The 17107-nt window shown below is 75.2% G+C and carries 13 protein-coding genes; 5 read left to right on the top strand and 8 right to left on the bottom strand.

What is annotated here, in order from left to right; all coding sequences use genetic code 11:
- Positions 1–64: 64 nt before the first annotated feature.
- Together PHY01_RS18855 and PHY01_RS18850 are read left to right on the top strand one after the other, a co-directional pair.
- A complete protein-coding gene (locus PHY01_RS18855; RefSeq protein ID WP_141280332.1) occupies positions 65–1873 on the top strand; it encodes a dynamin family protein in 1809 nt (602 codons plus the stop codon).
- Positions 1870–3339 (top strand): dynamin family protein, encoded by a 1470-nt coding sequence (locus PHY01_RS18850; protein WP_141280331.1) that lies wholly within the window; start codon positions 1870–1872, stop codon positions 3337–3339. The genes PHY01_RS18855 and PHY01_RS18850 overlap by 4 nt, the downstream gene beginning before the upstream one ends.
- Positions 3340–3432: 93 nt before the next feature.
- Here PHY01_RS18850 and PHY01_RS18845 read toward each other — a convergent pair whose 3' ends face one another.
- Positions 3433–5928, bottom strand: a complete 2496-nt coding sequence (locus tag PHY01_RS18845; RefSeq protein ID WP_141280330.1) for a helix-turn-helix transcriptional regulator — start codon at positions 5926–5928, stop codon at positions 3433–3435.
- A 248-nt stretch (positions 5929–6176) separates the two neighbouring features.
- Positions 6177–7148 (bottom strand): peptidoglycan recognition protein family protein, encoded by a 972-nt coding sequence (locus PHY01_RS18840; protein ID WP_170183879.1) that lies wholly within the window; start codon positions 7146–7148, stop codon positions 6177–6179.
- Positions 7149–7369: 221 nt separating this feature from the next.
- Between PHY01_RS18840 and PHY01_RS18835 the strand changes: the two genes are divergently transcribed.
- Positions 7370–9202: an acyl-CoA dehydrogenase gene (locus tag PHY01_RS18835; RefSeq protein WP_141280328.1), complete on the top strand. Its 1833-nt coding sequence runs from the start codon at positions 7370–7372 to the stop codon at positions 9200–9202.
- A 60-nt stretch (positions 9203–9262) separates the two neighbouring features.
- Here the strand turns inward: PHY01_RS18835 and PHY01_RS18830 are convergent, their stop codons facing one another.
- The 5 genes from PHY01_RS18830 to PHY01_RS18810 form a co-directional block, all read right to left on the bottom strand.
- Complete coding sequence (locus PHY01_RS18830; RefSeq protein WP_141280327.1) at positions 9263–9688, bottom strand: CBS domain-containing protein; 426 nt, start codon at positions 9686–9688, stop codon at positions 9263–9265.
- 77 nt (positions 9689–9765) lie between these two features.
- Positions 9766–12624: a VanW family protein gene (locus PHY01_RS18825; RefSeq protein ID WP_141280326.1), complete on the bottom strand. Its 2859-nt coding sequence runs from the start codon at positions 12622–12624 to the stop codon at positions 9766–9768.
- A 180-nt stretch (positions 12625–12804) separates the two neighbouring features.
- A complete protein-coding gene (locus PHY01_RS18820; protein WP_141280412.1) occupies positions 12805–13098 on the bottom strand; it encodes a GroES family chaperonin in 294 nt (97 codons plus the stop codon).
- Positions 13099–13316: 218 nt separating this feature from the next.
- Positions 13317–14507: an ATP-binding protein gene (locus PHY01_RS18815; protein ID WP_141280325.1), complete on the bottom strand. Its 1191-nt coding sequence runs from the start codon at positions 14505–14507 to the stop codon at positions 13317–13319.
- A gap of 122 nt (positions 14508–14629) precedes the next feature.
- Positions 14630–15466, bottom strand: coding sequence for a DUF1206 domain-containing protein (locus PHY01_RS18810; RefSeq protein ID WP_170183878.1), 837 nt, complete (start codon positions 15464–15466; stop codon positions 14630–14632).
- Between the two features lie 97 nt (positions 15467–15563).
- Between PHY01_RS18810 and PHY01_RS18805 the strand changes: the two genes are divergently transcribed.
- Complete coding sequence (locus PHY01_RS18805; RefSeq protein WP_141280323.1) at positions 15564–16175, top strand: SIMPL domain-containing protein; 612 nt, start codon at positions 15564–15566, stop codon at positions 16173–16175.
- 85 nt (positions 16176–16260) lie between these two features.
- Complete coding sequence (locus tag PHY01_RS18800) at positions 16261–16605, top strand: hypothetical protein (RefSeq protein ID WP_141280322.1); 345 nt, start codon at positions 16261–16263, stop codon at positions 16603–16605.
- Here the strand turns inward: PHY01_RS18800 and PHY01_RS18795 are convergent.
- Positions 16602–17081: an FxsA family protein gene (locus tag PHY01_RS18795; RefSeq protein ID WP_141280321.1), complete on the bottom strand. Its 480-nt coding sequence runs from the start codon at positions 17079–17081 to the stop codon at positions 16602–16604. The genes PHY01_RS18800 and PHY01_RS18795 overlap by 4 nt on opposite strands.
- Positions 17082–17107: the final 26 nt, after the last annotated feature.

Below are 17107 nucleotides of genomic sequence, written 5' to 3'. Positions count from 1 at the left end.
GACACCCGGGAGTGGCGGCGGCTTCGTCGTATGGTGGCGCCGGAGTCAGGGGAGGGATGCGTCGGTGGCGGTACCCGCGGCGATGGAGCTGGTCGACCTCGCGCTGAGGGCGGCGCACGCCTACGAGCGCCCCGACCTGGCGGTGCGGCTGGGGCACACCCGCCACCGCCTCGAGGACCCGAACGTGCGGGTGCTGATCGTCGGTGAGTTCAAGCAGGGCAAGAGCCAGCTCGTCAACGCGCTGATCAACGCCCCCGTCTGCCCCGTCGACGACGACCTGGCCACCGCGGTCCCCACGGCCGTCCTCTACGCCGAGCAGCCCTCGGTCACCCTGGTCTGGGAGGGCGAGCAGCGCCGGCGCAGCGACGTGCCGGTGGCCAAGCTCGCCGACTACGTCTCCGAGGCAGGCAACCCGGGCAACCGCCAGGGGCTCTCCCGCGCCGAGGTCGGGCTGCCGCGCAACCTGCTCAAGGACGGGCTGGTGCTCGTCGACACCCCCGGCGTCGGCGGGCTGGGCTCGGCCCACGGCGCCGCCACGATGGCCACCCTCCCCACCGCCGACGCCGTGCTGCTCGTCTCCGACGCCTCGCAGGAGTACACCGCCCCGGAGCTCGACTTCCTGGCCACGGCGATGCGGCTGTGCCCCAACGTCGCCGGGGTGATCACCAAGACCGACCTCTACCCGCACTGGCGGCGCATCACCGACCTCGACCGCGGCCACCTCGCCGCGGCCGGGATCACCGCCGACCTGTTCCCCGTGTCGTCGGTGCTGCGGCTGGAGGCGGTGCGCAGCGAGGACGCCGAGCTCAACACGGAGTCCGGGTTCGCCGCGCTGGTCACCTTCCTGCGCAGCGAGGTACTGGCCCGCGCCGACGACCTGGACCGCCGCTCCACCAGCCAGGACGTGCTCGCCGTCGCCGATCAGATGGGCGCCACCATGCGCGCGGAGCTGGCCGCGCAGCAGAACCCGCAGCACGCCGCCGCGCTGGTGTCGGACCTGGAGATCGCGCGCGGGCGCGCCGCCGCGCTCAAGGACCGCTCCGCGCGCTGGCAGCACACGCTCAGCGACGGCGTGCAGGACCTCAGCGCCGACATCGAGCACGACCTGCGTGACCGGCTGCGGGTGATCGGCCGCGAGGCCGACGGGCTGCTCGACGCGGCCGACCCCGCCGACATCTGGGACCAGTTCGGCGAGTGGCTCGAAGGCCAGGTCGCCACCGCCACCTCGGCCAACTTCGTGTGGGCCGGGCAGCGGGCGGAGTGGCTGGCCACGCAGGTCGCCGAGCACTTCGCGGCCGAGGGCGACGCCGTGCTGCCCGCGCTGCGGACCGGGCGCACCGGCGAGGTCGGCGGCCACGTCGACCGGCTGGAACGCCCCGAGCAGGAGCGGCTGAGCATCGGCCAGAAGCTCTACGTCGGGGCGCGCGGCGGCTACGGCGGCATGCTGATGATCGGGCTGGCCACCACGCTGGCCGGCTTCGCGATGCTCAACCCGCTCTCGATCGGGGCCGGGCTGCTGTTCGGGGCGAAGACGGTGCGCGAGGAGCAGGCCCGCCAGCTCGCCCGCCGCAAGTCCGACGCCAAGACCGCGGTCCGCAAGCACCTCGACGAGGTGACCTTCCAGGTCGGCAAGGACTCCCGCGACATGCTCCGCCAGGTGCAGCGCCAGCTGCGCGACCACTTCACCTCGTTGGCCGAGGAGCTGCAGACCTCCGTCGACAGCTCGGTGAAGGCGGCGCAGAAGGCCGTCAGCGGCGACGAGAACGTCCGCCGGGCCCGGATCCGCGACCTGGAGGCCGAGCTCGACCGCATCGCCAAGCTGGAGGAACGCGCCCGCGCGCTCGTCCCGGGCGCCCGCAAGGTGCTGGTGTGACACCGGGGCTGGGCATCGCCGTGCGCGGGGTGCTGCGTGACGCCGTCGACGCCTACCGCGACAGCCCGCAGGCCACCGCCTGGCTGCGCCAGCACCTCGCCCGGTTCGACGAGCCGCTGCGGGTGGCGATCGCGGGCAAGGTCAAGGCGGGCAAGTCGACGCTGCTCAACGCGCTCGTCGGCGAGGAGATCGCCCCCACCGACGCGGGCGAGTGCACCCGCGTCGTCACCTGGTACCAGGACGGGCCCAGCCCGAAGGTGCTGATGATCCCGCGCGACGGACCGCCCCGGCCGCTGACGGTGCGCCGCCGCGACGGCGCGCTCACCATCGACCTCGGCGGCACGCCCGCGGAGCGCGTCGACCGGCTCGTCGTCGACTGGCCGTCGCAGAGCCTGCGCGCCACGTCGCTGATCGACACGCCCGGTATCGCGTCCATGTCGGCCGACACGTCCGCGCGGGCGGGCGCGTTCCTCGTCCCCGAGGACGCCCCGGCCCCGGCCGACGCCGTGCTGTACCTGATGCGCCACCTGCACGTCTCCGACGTGCGGTTCCTGGAGTCGTTCCACGACCAGGGCGTGGCCAAGGCCGCCCCGGTCAACACGGTGGCGATCCTGTCGCGGGCCGACGAGATCGGCGTCGGGCGGCTCGACGCGATGGCGTCGGCCCGCCAGATCGCCGGTCGCTACCGCCGCGACGAGAAGCTGCGCTCGCTGTGCCAGACCGTCGTCGCCGTGGCCGGGCTGCTCGCCCAGAGCGGGCGGACGATGCGCCAGGCCGAGTTCACCGCGCTGTCCACGCTCGCGACGGCGCAGGCCGCCGACACCGAGCCGCTGCTGCTCTCGGCCGACCGGTTCGTCCGGGCCTCGGAGACGGCCCCGCTCGACCCGGAGACCCGCGCCGCGCTGCTCGACCGCTACGGGCTGTTCGGCGTCCGCCTCGGGATCACGCTGATCCGCCGCGGGATCGACGACCCGGGCGCGCTGTCGGCGGAGCTGGTCAAGCGCAGCGGCCTCGACGAGCTGCGCACCGTGCTCACCACCCAGTTCACCGAGCGCCGCGACCTGCTCAAGTCCCGTTCCGCGCTGCTGGCGCTGGAGCTGGTGCTGGCCCGCGAGCCGATCCCGGCGTCCGTGCCGCTGGCCCGCGAGGTCGAGCGGATCACCGCGGGCGCGCACGAGTTCACCGAGCTGCGCCTGCTCACCGCGCTGCGGACGCGGGTCGTCAAATTGCCCCAGGACGTCAAGGCCGAGGCCGAACGCCTGCTCGGCGGCGACGGCGGCACCCCGGCCGCCCGGCTGGGCCTCGACCCGTCCGCCGACCCCGCCGAGCTGCGCGCCGCCGTCCTCGAGGCGCTGGGCGGGTGGCAGCGCCGGGCGGAGAGCCCGCTGTCCGACCGGTCCCAGGTCGGCACCGCCCGCACGCTGGTCCGCACCTGCGAAGGCCTGCTCGCCGCCCTCCCCCGCTGACCCCGCGAGTCCCCCGTTTCCCGCCCGCGAGTCCCCTGATTCCCGCCCGCCGGTTCCGGGGACTCGCGCGCGGAATCCGGGGGACTCGCGGGGTCAGGTGCGCACGATGGAGCGCAGGTGCGCGAACAGCTCGCCCCGGCTGCCGGAGCCGAGCCGCTGGCGCATCCGCGCGACGTGGTGCTCGACGGTCTTGGCCGAGATGAACAGCTGCTCGCCGATCTGCTTGTAGGTGAGCCCGTCCAGCACCAGAGCGGCCACCTCCCGCTCACGCTCGCTGAGCACGTCGTCCGAGGCGGAGGCGGAGGCGGAGGCGGCGGGGGCGGGGGACGGGGCCGCGGGGGCGGACGGCTGCTCGGCCACCACCTGCTCGACCACGTGCAGGGCCCGCGCGGTGCCCAGCAGCGAGGCCATGCCCTTCTTGTCACGCGTGCGGATCGCCGCCTGACCGGCCAGGCGCCCGCCGTCCCACGACAGCCCGACGGCGTGCAGACCGCGGGCCGCGGCCTCGACGGCGTCCGGGTCGACCTCGCCGCGCAGCACCAGCAGCCACTGCCGCGCGCCGACGGCCATCGCGGCGGCGTAGCGGCTGGTCGACGACCCGGCCTCCAGCGCGGCGACGTCGGGCGCCGCGGCGTCCGGGGTGTCGGCGAACATCGCTGCGTGCACCCCGGCCCAGTGCAGCGGCGCCGCCCACAGCAGCGGGTTGCCCAGCCGGCCCAGCAGGGCGGCGGCCTCGTCGAGGTGCGGGGCCACCCAGCTCTGCTCGCGCAGCCGGGCCGCGGCGACGCGCAGCTCCGAGAGCGGCTGCAGCACGAACAGGTCGACGGGGTGCTGGACGATCGCCTCCCGGGCGCGGGCCCAGCCCGTCATCAGGGCGGCGGGGTCGCCCGCCCGCCGGGCCAGCGCCACCTCCAGCGCCGCGGCGAGCAGCTCGTCGCGGGGTTCGAGCGCGCGGCCGACGTCCAGCGCGGCGCGCGCGGTGGCGTGCGCACCGCGGTACATCGCGATCCACCCCAGCAGCAGCCGGTGACGCACGGCGGCACCGCACCCGCCGAGGCCCGCGGTCGTCGCGCGCTCCAGCACCGACTGGGCGACGGCCAGCTCACCGCACTGCACGGCGACCAGCGCGGCCAGCGCGGCCGGGGTGTCGGAGAGCAGCGCGGCCCGGTTCGGCGGCTCCAGCAGCCCGGCCGCGCGCACCAGCTTCGACATCGCCCCGGTCGGCGCCCCCGTCACCGACTCCAGCACGCCCTGCGCGGTCAGCTCCTCGGCGCCCGACCGCAGGGTCGGTGGCCTGCGGCCGACCGCGGCGGGGCCGGCCAGCGCCGCGCGGGCCTCGTCGAGCGCCCCGATGCCGACGAGGGCGGGCACCGCGAGCGCGGACGAGCCGCCCAGGGACGTGGTCCAGCGGTAGAGGTCGGCGCTGCGCGCGAGGTTGCCCCGGCGGGCGAGCACCGCGGCGGCGACCGCCCCGGCGCGGCAGGCGTCGGCGTCCCCGACGCCGTCGACGTTGTCGAGGACGAGGTCGGCGTGGTCGAGCGCGGTGTCCAGGTCGCCGGCGATGACGGCGGCCTCGGCCCGGCGGGGGGCCAGCAGCAGCGGCGCCGAGCCGGCCCGGATGGCGGCGTCGTAGAACTCGTCGGCGTCACCGGTCCCGGCCCGCACGACCTGGTCGCCCGCCGCGGCGAACACCGCGGCCACCCGCCGCCCCGTCGCCCCGGCGCGCAGCAGCCCGCGGGCGGCGTCGAGCACGTCACCGCCGCGGCCCAGCTCGATCTCCGCCAGCGTGCGCCGCATGTCGATCGCGGTGGCGGGTGGGGTGCGCGCCAGCACCGCGGCCGAGACGAGCGGGACCGCGCCCCCGTCGGCGAGCAGCCGGCCCTCCGACCACGCGGCGACCACGAGCGCGTCGACGGCCTCGGCGCCGGGCAGGTCGAGCAGCGGCACCAGCACCTCGGCGTCGGACGGGGCGCCGACGGCGCGGGCGAGCAGCAGGTCGCGCACGCCGGGCGTCAGGTCCTCCAGCGCGTACCCGAGCTGGGCGAGCACGCTGGCGTCGGCGGCGCTGTGGGCCCGCAGCAGCGTGTCGACGAGCGCGGGGATGCCGGCCGTGCGGCGCAGCACCGAGTCGACGGCGTCCGCGGTGGGACGCCCGCCGAGCAGCGCCTCGGCGCGGGCGGCCACCCCGGCGCGGTCGAGCACGCCCAGCATCACCGGCCGTCCGTGCCGCGACAGCTCGGCGCCCAGCGCGGCCATCGCCCGTGACTCCGGGTGCGGCCGGTGGGCCACGACGATGCGGCCGCCGTCGGCCGCGGCGAGCTCGGTGAGGTGCCGGAGCCGGTCCTCGGGCAGCAGGTGGGCGTCGTCGACGACGAGCGCGCCCGCCGGGTCGAGCGGCTCACCGGGGGCGGGGACGTCGCGGCGCACCGGGACACCCGCGGCGGTGTAGGCGGCGGCGACGGCGGAGAGCAGGACCGTCTTGCCGTAGCCGCCGGGACCGACGACGTCGATCCGGCGGGCGGCGTCCGGGGCGTCCTCGACCTCGCGCAGGGCGGTGCGTGCACCGTCGACGAGCGTCGCAGCGTCCACCACGTTCTCCCCCTCCGCACGGTCCGGCCGGGCGGTGGCGAGCGTAGCGCCGGCCCGGTCGCGGGCTGCGGCGCCGTCCGGTCCCGGACGGGTGTTCGGCGCCCGCTGCGACGAGCCGGCGGACCCCGGGCGACGGGGACGGCGGGTGCGGCGTCTCCCTGAGCGGGGGCCGGAGCGGAGGAGCGGGGACTCGCCGACGGAGAAACGGGGACTCGCGGACGGAGAACGGGGGACTCGCGGGGTGGGGGTCAGCGGGCGGCGGTCAGCAGCTGCTGCCACTGCACCGGGCCGATGTCGGACGGGGGGCGGGTGGAGCTGGTGACGGCCAGTGCCTCGACGGCCTCGGCCGCCGCCCCGCGGTCGCCGGACCGCACCGGAGGGGTCAGCAGCGGCCAGGACTCGCCGCCGATGATCCCGTTGACCTCCTCGGTGGCGTGCTCGGCCTGGAACACCCGCACGGACTCGGCCATCGCCGCGCCGAACTCGCCGTCGACGCTCACCTCGGTCCGCCCGGCCCCGCGGAGCAGGATCTGCGCCGCGCGGACCACCGGTCCGCGGTCGTCCTCGCGGAGCACCGGCCAGGACGCCGCCCGCACCGACGACCCCTCCAGCCGCTGCCCGAGCATGCCGCCGACCTCGCCGCGCAGCCGCGGCAGCATCCCGTAGAGGACGTCGCCGGGGCACAGGGTGTCCTTGAAGTCGCGGTGGCCGTAGATCTCGGTCGGGGCGATGCCGTACTGGCTGCAGACGTGGGCGCACATCTCGCGCAGCCGGTCCCACAGCACGCCGGTGGGTCCGGTGTCGGTGTAGGTGCCCTCGTTCTCGATGCCGATCGACACCAGGTTCTGCCCGGTGCAGTGCGCCCCCTCCACCTGCTTGCGGCCGCTGCGCAGCGCCTCCAGGCTGCGGTGGCGCCCCTCCAGCACGAACCCGCCGCGCGAGATCGTGAAGTGCTGGCCGGAGTCGAGCCAGCCGCGGCGGTCCATGTGGAAGTTCTGGATGCCGCGGGCGAGGTCGTCGGCGGCCCTGCGGGACAGGTCGTCGACGTTCGGGGTCGCCGTGTGGTGCACCAGGATCTTCACCGGGCGCCGGGTGACGACGTTGACGACCCGGCTGTTCGGGCGCGCCCCCCACGCCGCGCAGTCGACGATCGCCGGCGCCGGGGCGGCATGCGCGATGCCGGGGAGTGCCGCGGTGGCGAGCAGGACACCACCGCCCACGAGAAGGCTACGACGCGTGATGCCTACTGCACCCACTGTTACTCCCCCCGTGCATCATCCGACCCACGAGAACCTTGCTTCCCCTACGCACCGTGCACAACGACCGGACACCAAGGTGTGATCGCCCGGCCGGTGGGCATCGCCGGGTGGTACCCACCCCTTGTCGTAGTTACCGATGAGTAATACGCTGGGGTTACCGACGGGTAGAAGGAGAACGGGCCATGGGCCACTTCAGGAGCAACCTGCGCGACCTCGAGTTCAACCTCTTCGAGGTGTTCGGAGTCCAGGACCGCCTCGGCAGCGGGCCGTTCGACGGCGTCGATCTGCAGACCGCACGCGACACGCTCAAGGAGCTGAACGCCGTCGCCACCGGGCCGCTGGCCGAGCCCTTCGCCGACGCCGACCGCAACCCGCCCGTCTTCGACCCGGCCACGCACACCGTCACGCTGCCGCAGTCGTTCAAGGACTCCTACAAGGTCCTCTGGGACGGCGAGTGGTGGCGCCTGGGCCTGCCGGTCGAGCTGGGCGGCTACGGCATCCCGCCGACGGTCCAGTGGGCCGCGGCCGAGCTGATCCTGGGTTCCAACCCGGCCGCCTTCATGTACATGGCCGGCCCCAACTTCGCCTCGGTGGTGCACCGCAACGGCACGCCCGAGCAGCAGCACTGGGCCGAGCTGATGATCGACCGAGCCTGGGGCGCCACGATGGTGCTCACCGAGCCCGACGCGGGCTCCGACGTCGGCGCGGGCCGCACGAAGGCCGTCCAGCAGGCCGACGGCACCTGGCACATCGACGGCGTCAAGCGCTTCATCACCTCGGCCGAGCACGACATGGCCGAGAACATCATGCACCTGGTGCTGGCCCGTCCCGAGGGCGCGAAGGCGGGCACCAAGGGCCTGTCGCTGTTCCTGGTGCCCAAGTTCCACTTCGACCCGGCCACCGGTGAGCCCGGCGAGCGCAACGGCGCCTTCGTCACCGGCGTCGAGCACAAGATGGGTCTCAAGGCCTCCACCACCTGCGAGCTGACGTTCGGCCAGCACGGCACCCCGGCCGTCGGATGGCTGCTCGGGGAGGTGCACGACGGCATCGCGCAGATGTTCGAGGTCATCGAGCACGCGCGGATGATGGTCGGCACGAAGGCCATCGGCACGCTCTCGGCCGGCTACCTCGCCGCGCTGGAGTACGCCAAGGAGCGCGTGCAGGGCGCCGACCTGCCGCAGATGCTCGACAAGACCGCCCCGCGCGTCACCATCACCCACCACCCCGACGTCCGTCGCCTGCTGATGACGAACAAGGCCTACGCCGAGGGCCTGCGGGCGGTGTACCTCTACACGGCGACGTACCAGGACGAGATCCGCCTCGGGAAGGCCGCGGGGCAGGACGTCTCGCTGGCGGAACGCGTCAACGACCTGCTGCTGCCGATCGTCAAGGGCGTGGGCTCGGAGCGGGCCACCGAGCAGCTCCCGCAGGCGCTGCAGGTGCTCGGCGGCTCGGGCTACCTGCAGGACTACCCCATCGAGCAGTACATCCGCGACGCCAAGATCGACTCCCTCTACGAGGGCACCACGGCGATCCAGTCGCTCGACTTCCTGTTCCGCAAGATCGTCCGCGACAACGGCCAGGCGCTCGGCCACGTCACCGGGGAGATCCAGGCGTTCCTCGACGCGGAGTCGGGCAACGGCCGCCTGAAGGAGGAGCGCACGCTCCTGGCCACCGCGCTGGCCGACGTCCAGGGCATGCTCGGCGCCCTCACCGGCTACCTGATGGCGAGCGCGCAGGACCCGTCGAGCATCTACAAGGTCGGCCAGCACAGCGTCCGGCTGCTGATGGCCGTCGGCGACCTGCTCGTCGGCTGGCTGCTGCTGCGCCAGGCGGACGTGGCGCTGACCGCGCTGGGCGGCGAGGTGAGCGCCAAGGACCAGGCCTTCTACGAGGGCAAGGTCGGCGTCGCGCGGTTCTTCGCCAAGACCCGGCTCCCGCTGCTCACCAGCGAGCGGGCGGTCCTGGAGCAGGCCGACAACAGCCTGATGGATCTGCCCGAAGCCGCGTTCTGAGCTGCGTGAACGGCCCGTTCGCCCAACCGGATCGGGCGAACGGGCCGTTCACGTGTCCGGTCAGCTCGCGATGTAGCTCTGCAGCTGCTCGCGCTCCTGCTCGAGCATGTCGATCCGGGTCTTCACCAGGTCGCCGATGCTGACGATCCCGGCGAGCTTGCCGTCGACGACCACCGGCAGGTGCCGGAACCGGCCCTGGGTCATGACGCCCGCGAGGGCGGCGGCGTCGTCGTCGGGGGAGCAGGTGGTGACCGAGGAGGTCATGAGGTCGGCGACCCGGGCCTCCAGGACGGCCGCGCCGCCCGCGTGCAGCCGTCGCACGACGTCCCGCTCGGAGACGATCCCGACCAGCTCCCCGTCCGCGACGACAGGCAGCGCGCCCACGTTGCGCTCGGCGAGCAGCCCGAGCAGCTCCGCGACCGTGGCGCTGGGGGCGACGGTCACCACCTCGTTGCCCTTGCCCCGCAGTACGTCCGAAATGCGCATGGCGTCCCCGATCTGTAGTGGGAACCCCGAGGGTACGAAGGTGGCCGGGGTCACGGAAGACCCCGGCCACGGACGGGCTATCCGCAGACGACCCGCGGCGACGGGTTGTACCGGGTGGTCCTGGTCGGGTCGGTGCGCACCTCACCCGTGCGGACGTCGGTGAGGCGCCGGGTGTCGGTGATCGTGAACCCGGGCGCGCCCTGGCTGGGGTTGCACTGTTCGCCCGCCGGGACGTTGACGGTGTTGGGGCTGGTGGGATCGGTGCGCGGCCCGGTCAGCGACTCCACCTCGTAGTACTTGGTGCCGAGCAACCGGACGGTCACCGACGACGGTGTCCACACCGTCTGGATCAGCACGGCGGTGGGGGTGTCGTTGCGGAAGCGCATGTCGATGGCGCCGTCGGCGATGGTGGCCTCGCGGCCCGGTGGGTACCGGCTGATGTAGAAGCTGTGGGCGCGGTGCTCGATGTCGGTGAGTCCGGCGAAGTACGCCGCGTTGAACAGCGTCGTGGACACCTGCGACACGCCGCCGGCGATGCCTCGTGCGGGCTGACCGTTGTCGATGATGCCGGCCTCGACGTAGCCGTTGGCGGCGGTGCGGGGGCCGGTGGCGGCGTCGAGGCTGAACGTCTCCCCCGGGGCGACGACCATCCCGTTGATCAGCTCGGCCGCCCGGCGGATGTTCTGCCCGGAGTCCGCCGCGAACCCACCCGTCTCGAACTCGCTGATCACACCCGCGGAGCCGAGAGACTCCAGCTCCGCGGTCGTGACCTCGGCCGGCTGGTCGTCGTAGACGGCGGTGATCTCCCGCGGGCCGGTGCCGGTGAGCACCGCCAGCAGGTCGTCCAGCGTGGCGTCGTAGTCGACGCCACGCCCGTCCTGCGACGGGACGACGGTGGCCGGGTTCGTGGAGAAGTCCAGGCTCGCGTCGACGGCCTCGCGCTCCGAGCCGGCGAGCTGGTCGTCGAGGGCGTCGGTGATGACGGTGGGGTTGAGCACCGGCTCCAGGCCGCCCGCCTCACCGGGCTCGAACGTCAGCGCCTCGGCGATGACGGCGGGCTCCAGCACGCCCTCGGTGTCGTTCTCGCCGACCACGGTGACGGGGGCGGACACGGCGGGGCCGGCCACCTCCTCGATCGCGGCCGCGACGTCCTCGGGGGTGGTGAGCGCGGGGAGCACGATCAGCGGCAGCGCCACCGGCCGGCCCGACGCCCAGTCGCGCGCCAGCACCTCGACGGCCGCGGGCTGGTCGAGCTGCTGGCCGGGCACCGGGTCGACGGCGATCGGCGTGACGCCCTCGAACCGCACGGTGCCCTCGGTCGGGAGCTTGTCGACGATCGGGCCGAGCTCGCCCAGCGCCCCGTCGACGGCGGCGCGGTCGACGGTGGTGGCCACGCCGAGTTCGCGGGTGGTGAAGAACGACGTGATCCGGGTGATCGGGTTGAGCGGCTGCTCACCCGCGCGGTCGAGCGTGCCGGCCCAGTCGACGGCCAGGCCCGCGGTGGTCGGGTCGATCTGCGTGCTGACCTCGCCCGCCGTGACCTCCACCGGCACCGTGGTGCGCGGCTCGATCTCGGTACGGAGCTCCTGCTCGGCGTCGACGAGGCTCATCCCGCCGACCGCGACCCCCGCGACGGTGACGCCACGGGGCACGGAGCCGGAGCTGAGCAGCAGGTCGCCGACGTAGAGGATCGCCAGCAGCGCGACGACGGCCGCGCCGATCAGCAGAGGGCGCCGCGACCGTCCGGCCTTCGGCGGCTCGCCGCCCGCGGACCGGTTCGGCGGGGCGCCCGCGCCGGCGGCCACGGGGATGCGCTCGGTGGGCGGGTCGGCCGGTCCGGTCGCCGGGGACACCGTGGTGGCGGTGCCCCCCTTGTTGAGCGGAATCACCTGCGTGGCCTCGGAGTCCCAGGTCGGAGTGCTGACGGTCGGTTCGCTGTCGGTGTCGGCCGGGACGTCGGTCGGCGCCGTGCCGGCGGTGGGGCTGCCGGCGGCCGCGGGAACGGCGACGGTCGGCGCGTCCGTCCCGAACCGGTCGGTCGCCGGCCGGGCGGTGCCGGGTCCCGGCGGCGTGGGCGCGGAGGCCGCTGCGGCGGTGGCCGCAGCCGCCGAGGCCGCAGCCGCGGAGCCCGCAGCCGCGGGTCCGGGCGACGCGGGTGCCGGGGTCGCGGTGGGGGTGGCCGGAGCCGGCTTCCCGAGCTGCGGCTTCCCGAGGTGGGGTGATCCTGACTGGGGTGCTCCGGACTGCGGCGAACCGGACTGGGGCGAACCGGACTGGGGCGAACCGGACTGGGGCGTCGGCCGGGTCGGGCCCTCCTCCGCGGGTGCGTCCGGGGTGCGGGCGGGGTCGGCCGATGCCGGTGCCGGGCGCGGCCGGGGGCGGGGCGACGCCGCGGGCACGGCGGTGGTGGTGGCGTCCACCGCCGAGGCGGCATCGGTGTCCTTCGGCGCCGCCGTCGGGGACGCGGCCTCCGCGGCGTCGGCGCCCGGGTCGGTGGCGGGGGCCCGACCGGCCGGGGGCTGCGTCGGAGAGGCACCCGCGGCGGGCGGTCCGGCAGGAACCGGTCGGGAGGAGGGCGGCCCGGCGGTGGGCGACGGGCCGGCCGGTGGCCGTGCCGCGGCCGAGGCTCCGGCAGCTCCGGCCGCTGTGGCTCCGGCGGCCGGGCTCATCGACGGCCCGTCCCCCGTCGGGGTGTGGGGGTCGAACAGCGACCTGCGCTCGACCGGGGCGGGCGCCGGGTCCTGGGCGATGTCGACCGCGCGGTCCGCGGTCATCACCGGCTCACCGCCGTCGGGGACGTCGTCGCCGGGGCCCGCGGGGGCGGGGTCGACGGCCTCGGGCTCCGCGGCGACCTGGTCGGCCACCTGCTCGGCGACGGGCGCGGCCGCGCCGTCGGGGGCCTCCGCGGGGGTGCCGCCCGCGGCCTCCCCGTTCACCGGCATCCCGTTCCCGGGGGAAGGGTCCCCATGGGTGGAGCTGCCGTTGGTCGACCCGTCCGTCTCGGGACGCGTCGTGGCCTCGCCGGGCGAGGACTGCCGCTCGGGCATGTGGTCCGACTTCCCCTCAAAACACGCGACCGGGCCCCCTGGCTCCGATCGTCACCGCCGTCGCCCGGCCTACAGGTACAGGCCGGTGCCGTGCTCCGTCCGCTCGGTGGCGACGGCGTGCAGCTCACGTTCCCGCATGACGAGGTACGTGGTGCCCTGAACCTCCACCTCGAACTGGTCGTCCCGCGCGAACAGCACGCGGTCCCCCACCGTGACGGTGCGGACGTGGTGTCCGATACCGAACACCTCCCCCCAGACCAGACGTCTGGCGACCGTTGCGGTTGCCGGGATGACGATTCCCGCGTTGCTGCGGCGTTCCCCGGTGCCCTCGGTGTCGCGCACCATCACACGGTCGTGCAGCATCTGGATCTCGAGCCTGTCCTGCACCGGCCAGATGCTACGGGCCCCGGTCCCCGGCCCGACGGGCGCCCGCAGGGGCCCGGCACGAGGAAAGCCCCGCGGTGCTGTCAGGTCGGGGGTCCGACAGCACCGCGAGGCTGTACTGGGAATCGGCCCCCGGGCCCGAACCGTTAGCGCTGCGGTCCGTGACCGCTCCTTTTCACTCGTTCGGGCGAACCAGGTCAGGCCTGGGCGAGCAGGTAGCGGCCGAAGTGCGGCACGGTGAACGCGATCTGGCCGCGCTGCGCGGAGAACACGAGCCCCTTCTTGAGCAGGCTGTCGCGGGCCGGTGACAGCGACGACGCGCGGCGCTCCAGGTGCTCGGCGATCCCCGAGGTGCCGACGGGCTCGTCACGACCGTCGGTGAGCTCGGCCATCGCCCGCAGGTACTCGCGCTCGGCCGGGGTGGCGCGCTCGAAGCGCGACCCGAAGAAGCCGACGGCGAGCTCGGCCTCGGCCTCCGGGGCGGCCATCTTGACGTCGGCGGCGCTGATCGGGGTGCGTGGTGCGGCGTCCCAGGCGGCCTTGCCGTAGGCCTGCACGAAGTAGGGGTAGCCGCCCGAGCGCTCGTAGAGGGTGTCGAGGGCGTCGACGTCGAAGGTGGCGTCCTCGCGCTCGGCGGGGGCGAGGAGGGCGAAGTCGGCGTCGGCACGGTCGAGCTGGCCGATCCGGGCGTAGCGGAACAGGCGCTCGGAGTAGGACTTCGACGCCGAGAGCACCGCGGGCAGGTGCGGCAGCCCGGCGCCCACCACCACCAGCGGCGACCGTGACTGGGACAGCTCGTGGCAGGCCGCGCACAGGGCCGACACGTCGTCGGGGCGCAGGTCCTGCATCTCGTCGATGAGGATGGCGACGCCGGTCTCCAGGTCGGCGGCCAGCGTCGCGACCTCGGTGAACAGCTCCACGAGATCGATCTCGATGTCACCGGAGTCGGCCTTCCCGGTGCGCACCGGCACGTCGATCCCGGGCTGCCAGCGGTCGCGCAGCTTGGCGTCGGCCGGCGCCGAGCGCAGCGCGAACGCCTTGAGGACGCCGAGCACCTCGGCGACGCGCTCGCCGTCGGGATGGCGGACGGCGAGGTCGCGGATGGCGCGGTGCAGCGCGGCCGACAGCGGGCGGCGCAGGTCGGCGTCGGGCCGGGCCTCGATCTTCCCGGCCCCCCAGCCGGCGCGGACGGCCATCGACCGCAGCTCCCCCAGCAGCACCGTCTTGCCGACGCCGCGCAGCCCGGTGAGCACCAGGCTGCGCTCCGGGCGCCCGCGGGCGACACGCTCCAGCACGATCTCGAACGCGTCGAGCTCGCGGTCGCGGCCGGCGAGCTCGGGCGGGCGCTGGCCGGCGCCGGGGGCGAAGGGGTTGCGCACGGGATCCACGGATCGGACGGTATCCGCGGATCTTGCCGGAACCGTAGACGTCGCTATCGAACGCGATGGCGTGTCGTCGATCGGTGCGTATCCGGCTTTCTACGATCCGGCTGAGAATGCCGTAGGGACGGCTACGCCCGGCGGGTCGCGGCGTCGGCCAGGCAGAACAGGCCGAAGGCGGCGATCCCGGCCGCGACCGTGACCAGCAGGCCCGCCCCCGCCGCCGACGAGCCGAGTGCGCGCAGCGCCGCGTCGAGGCCGCCGGCGCGCCCGGGGTCGGCCGAGAGCGCCGCGGAGCCGGCGAGCACGCCGATCATGCCGAGCGCGAGCGCCCGGGACAGGTGTCCGGCCACCCCCAGCCACACGACGACGGCCCGCGCGACGGGCCCGACGCCACGCAGGTCGAGGTCGCCGAGGAAGGTGCGGCGCACGCCCGTGTAGGTCATCGCGACGGCGAGCGCCAGGACGCCCACCGCGGCGGCCCCGAGCAGCAGGCGTCCGTAGGGCAGGCCCAGCGCGGTGGCGGCGAGGGTGCGGACGGCGGTGTCGCCGCCCGGGCGGCGGACCCCGAGCAGGTAGTCGACGACGACGAGCGCGAGCCCGCCGGTCGCGATCGCCTTGGCGACCGCGCCCACCCGCTTGCGGAACCGCTCGCCCCCGTGCACCCAGCGGAACCCGAGAGCCGCGGCGCTGAGCTGCCAGACCGCGAAGGCCGCCAGCCCGACGGCCGCCAGCGCGAGGGTCGCGAACCCGCCCGGGGTCCGGGCGACGGTGCCGATCGCGCCGTCCGGGTCGGCCGGCGCGTCGGGCACGCCGAACGCGACCTGCAGGGCGAGCCAGGCGACGAGCAGGTGCACCAGCCCGTAGCCGACGAGCCCGACCCGGCCCAGCGCGTCGACCAGCGGGCCGGGCGCGTCGGACGGGCCGCTGCGGACGAGGCGGCGCAGGCGGACGAGCGGGCCGGTCACCCCCACATTCTCGCGCCCGCCGTCCATCGCGGAGTATCCGGTCGTCTAGCGCGCGGGACAGATTCCGGCAGAGAGCCCGATCTGGTTGGCTGGCGCGATGACCGAGATCGTCACCGAGGGCAGCGGCTGGTTCGAGCAGCCGGGCGACCGTGCCGAGCTCGACGTCGGCTTCACGGCGACGGGGCGGACCCGCTCCGCCGCGGTGACGGCACTGGGCGCCCGGCTCGCCGCCGCCGGTCCCGCGCTGGAGGCCGAGGGCCTCACCGTGGCGCACCGCAGGCTGTGGGTGCACAACGAGTGGCGCCGCGACCGCGTGGTCGGGTGCCGGGCCACCGAGGACCTCCGGCTGGTCGTCACCGACGTCGGCGCGCTGGAGCGGGTGCTCTCCGCGCTGATCGGGGCCGAGCCGACCAGCCTCGACGGGCCGCGCTGGGTGCTCGCCGATCCCGCCGCGGCCCGCCGGGAGGCCCAGCGCCGCGCCGTCGCCGACGCCCGCGACCGGGCGGAGGGCTACGCGGCGGCCCTCGGCGTCGGCCTGGGCGGGTTGCTGAGGCTGTCCGAGGCGCCGGAGCACCACGGGGGGCCGGTCGCCTACCGGATGGCGGCGGCCCGCGCCGAGGCGGCGCCCGACGTGCGCGACCTGGGGCTGGAGCCCGAGCCCGTCCGGGTCACGGTGCAGTGCACGACCACCTGGGCGACCTCGGCCTGACCCGATCGGGTGACCCCGGGCGTAACACTGCGCGGTCGGCGTCGACAGACAGTGCGTGGAGCACCCCCTTCGACGACCCACCGCCGTGGTCCGCCGCGCCCTCTGCTGGGCGCAGCTGGCACTGGCCGTCGGGGTCGTGCTGGCGGCCGTCGTCGTCGGACACCTGGTGCAGTCGCAGGTCGTCGCGCGCGCCGCCGCCCCCGTCACCCCGGAGCTGCAGGAGATCGTCGGCCCGTCGGTCACCGGTGGCGGCGCCATCGGTGACGGCTCGCTCGCGGCGCTGGGCACCCTGCTCGTGGGCTGGACGCTCGTGGCCTGTGCGGGCACCGCCGGGCGCCGCCGCATCGACGAGTGGGAGAGCGCCCGCTGGGCCGCGGGCTGGGCGCGGGTCGAGCCCGTCTGGAGCGGGCGCGTCACCGAGGGCTCCTAGCCGGCCCTGCGGTCCCGGGGGTCGACGATCTCGCCCTCGATCACCGGCGTGCCCGGCGCGGCCGGCTCGTCGACGACCGTGCCGTCGACGATCGGGCCCTCGGACCGGATCCGGGCGGTCTTCAGGCCGGGCGAGCGCTGCTCGGCCGCCCGCACCAGCCTGCGGCGCACCAGCGCGCGGGTGGGCGGCAGCACCAGCAGCAGCCCGGCCAGGTCGGTGACCAGCCCCGGGACGAACAGCAGCACCCCGCCCGCCGCCACCAGCAGCCCGTCGGTGATCTCCGCGTGCGCCACCCGCCGGTTGTTGACCGCCTCGGCCAGTGCCTGCGCGGCGCGCACCCCCTCCCGGCGGGCGAGCCACAGCCCGAGCAGGGAACCGGCCAGCAGGACCAGCAGGGTCCAGCCCAGACCGATCACCGAGCCCAGCGCGACGAGCGCGACGATCTCGACGACGAGGTACAGGAGCACGAACGGCATACCTCTCCAACGCGCGAGGTGCCGTC

Origin of the sequence: Pseudonocardia hydrocarbonoxydans (assembly GCF_006539565.1) — a bacterium.
Lineage (GTDB): Bacteria > Actinomycetota > Actinomycetes > Mycobacteriales > Pseudonocardiaceae > Pseudonocardia > Pseudonocardia hydrocarbonoxydans.
The sequence above is the reverse complement of the archived record's forward strand: the minus strand, read 5'-3'. Positions and strand labels throughout refer to the sequence as shown.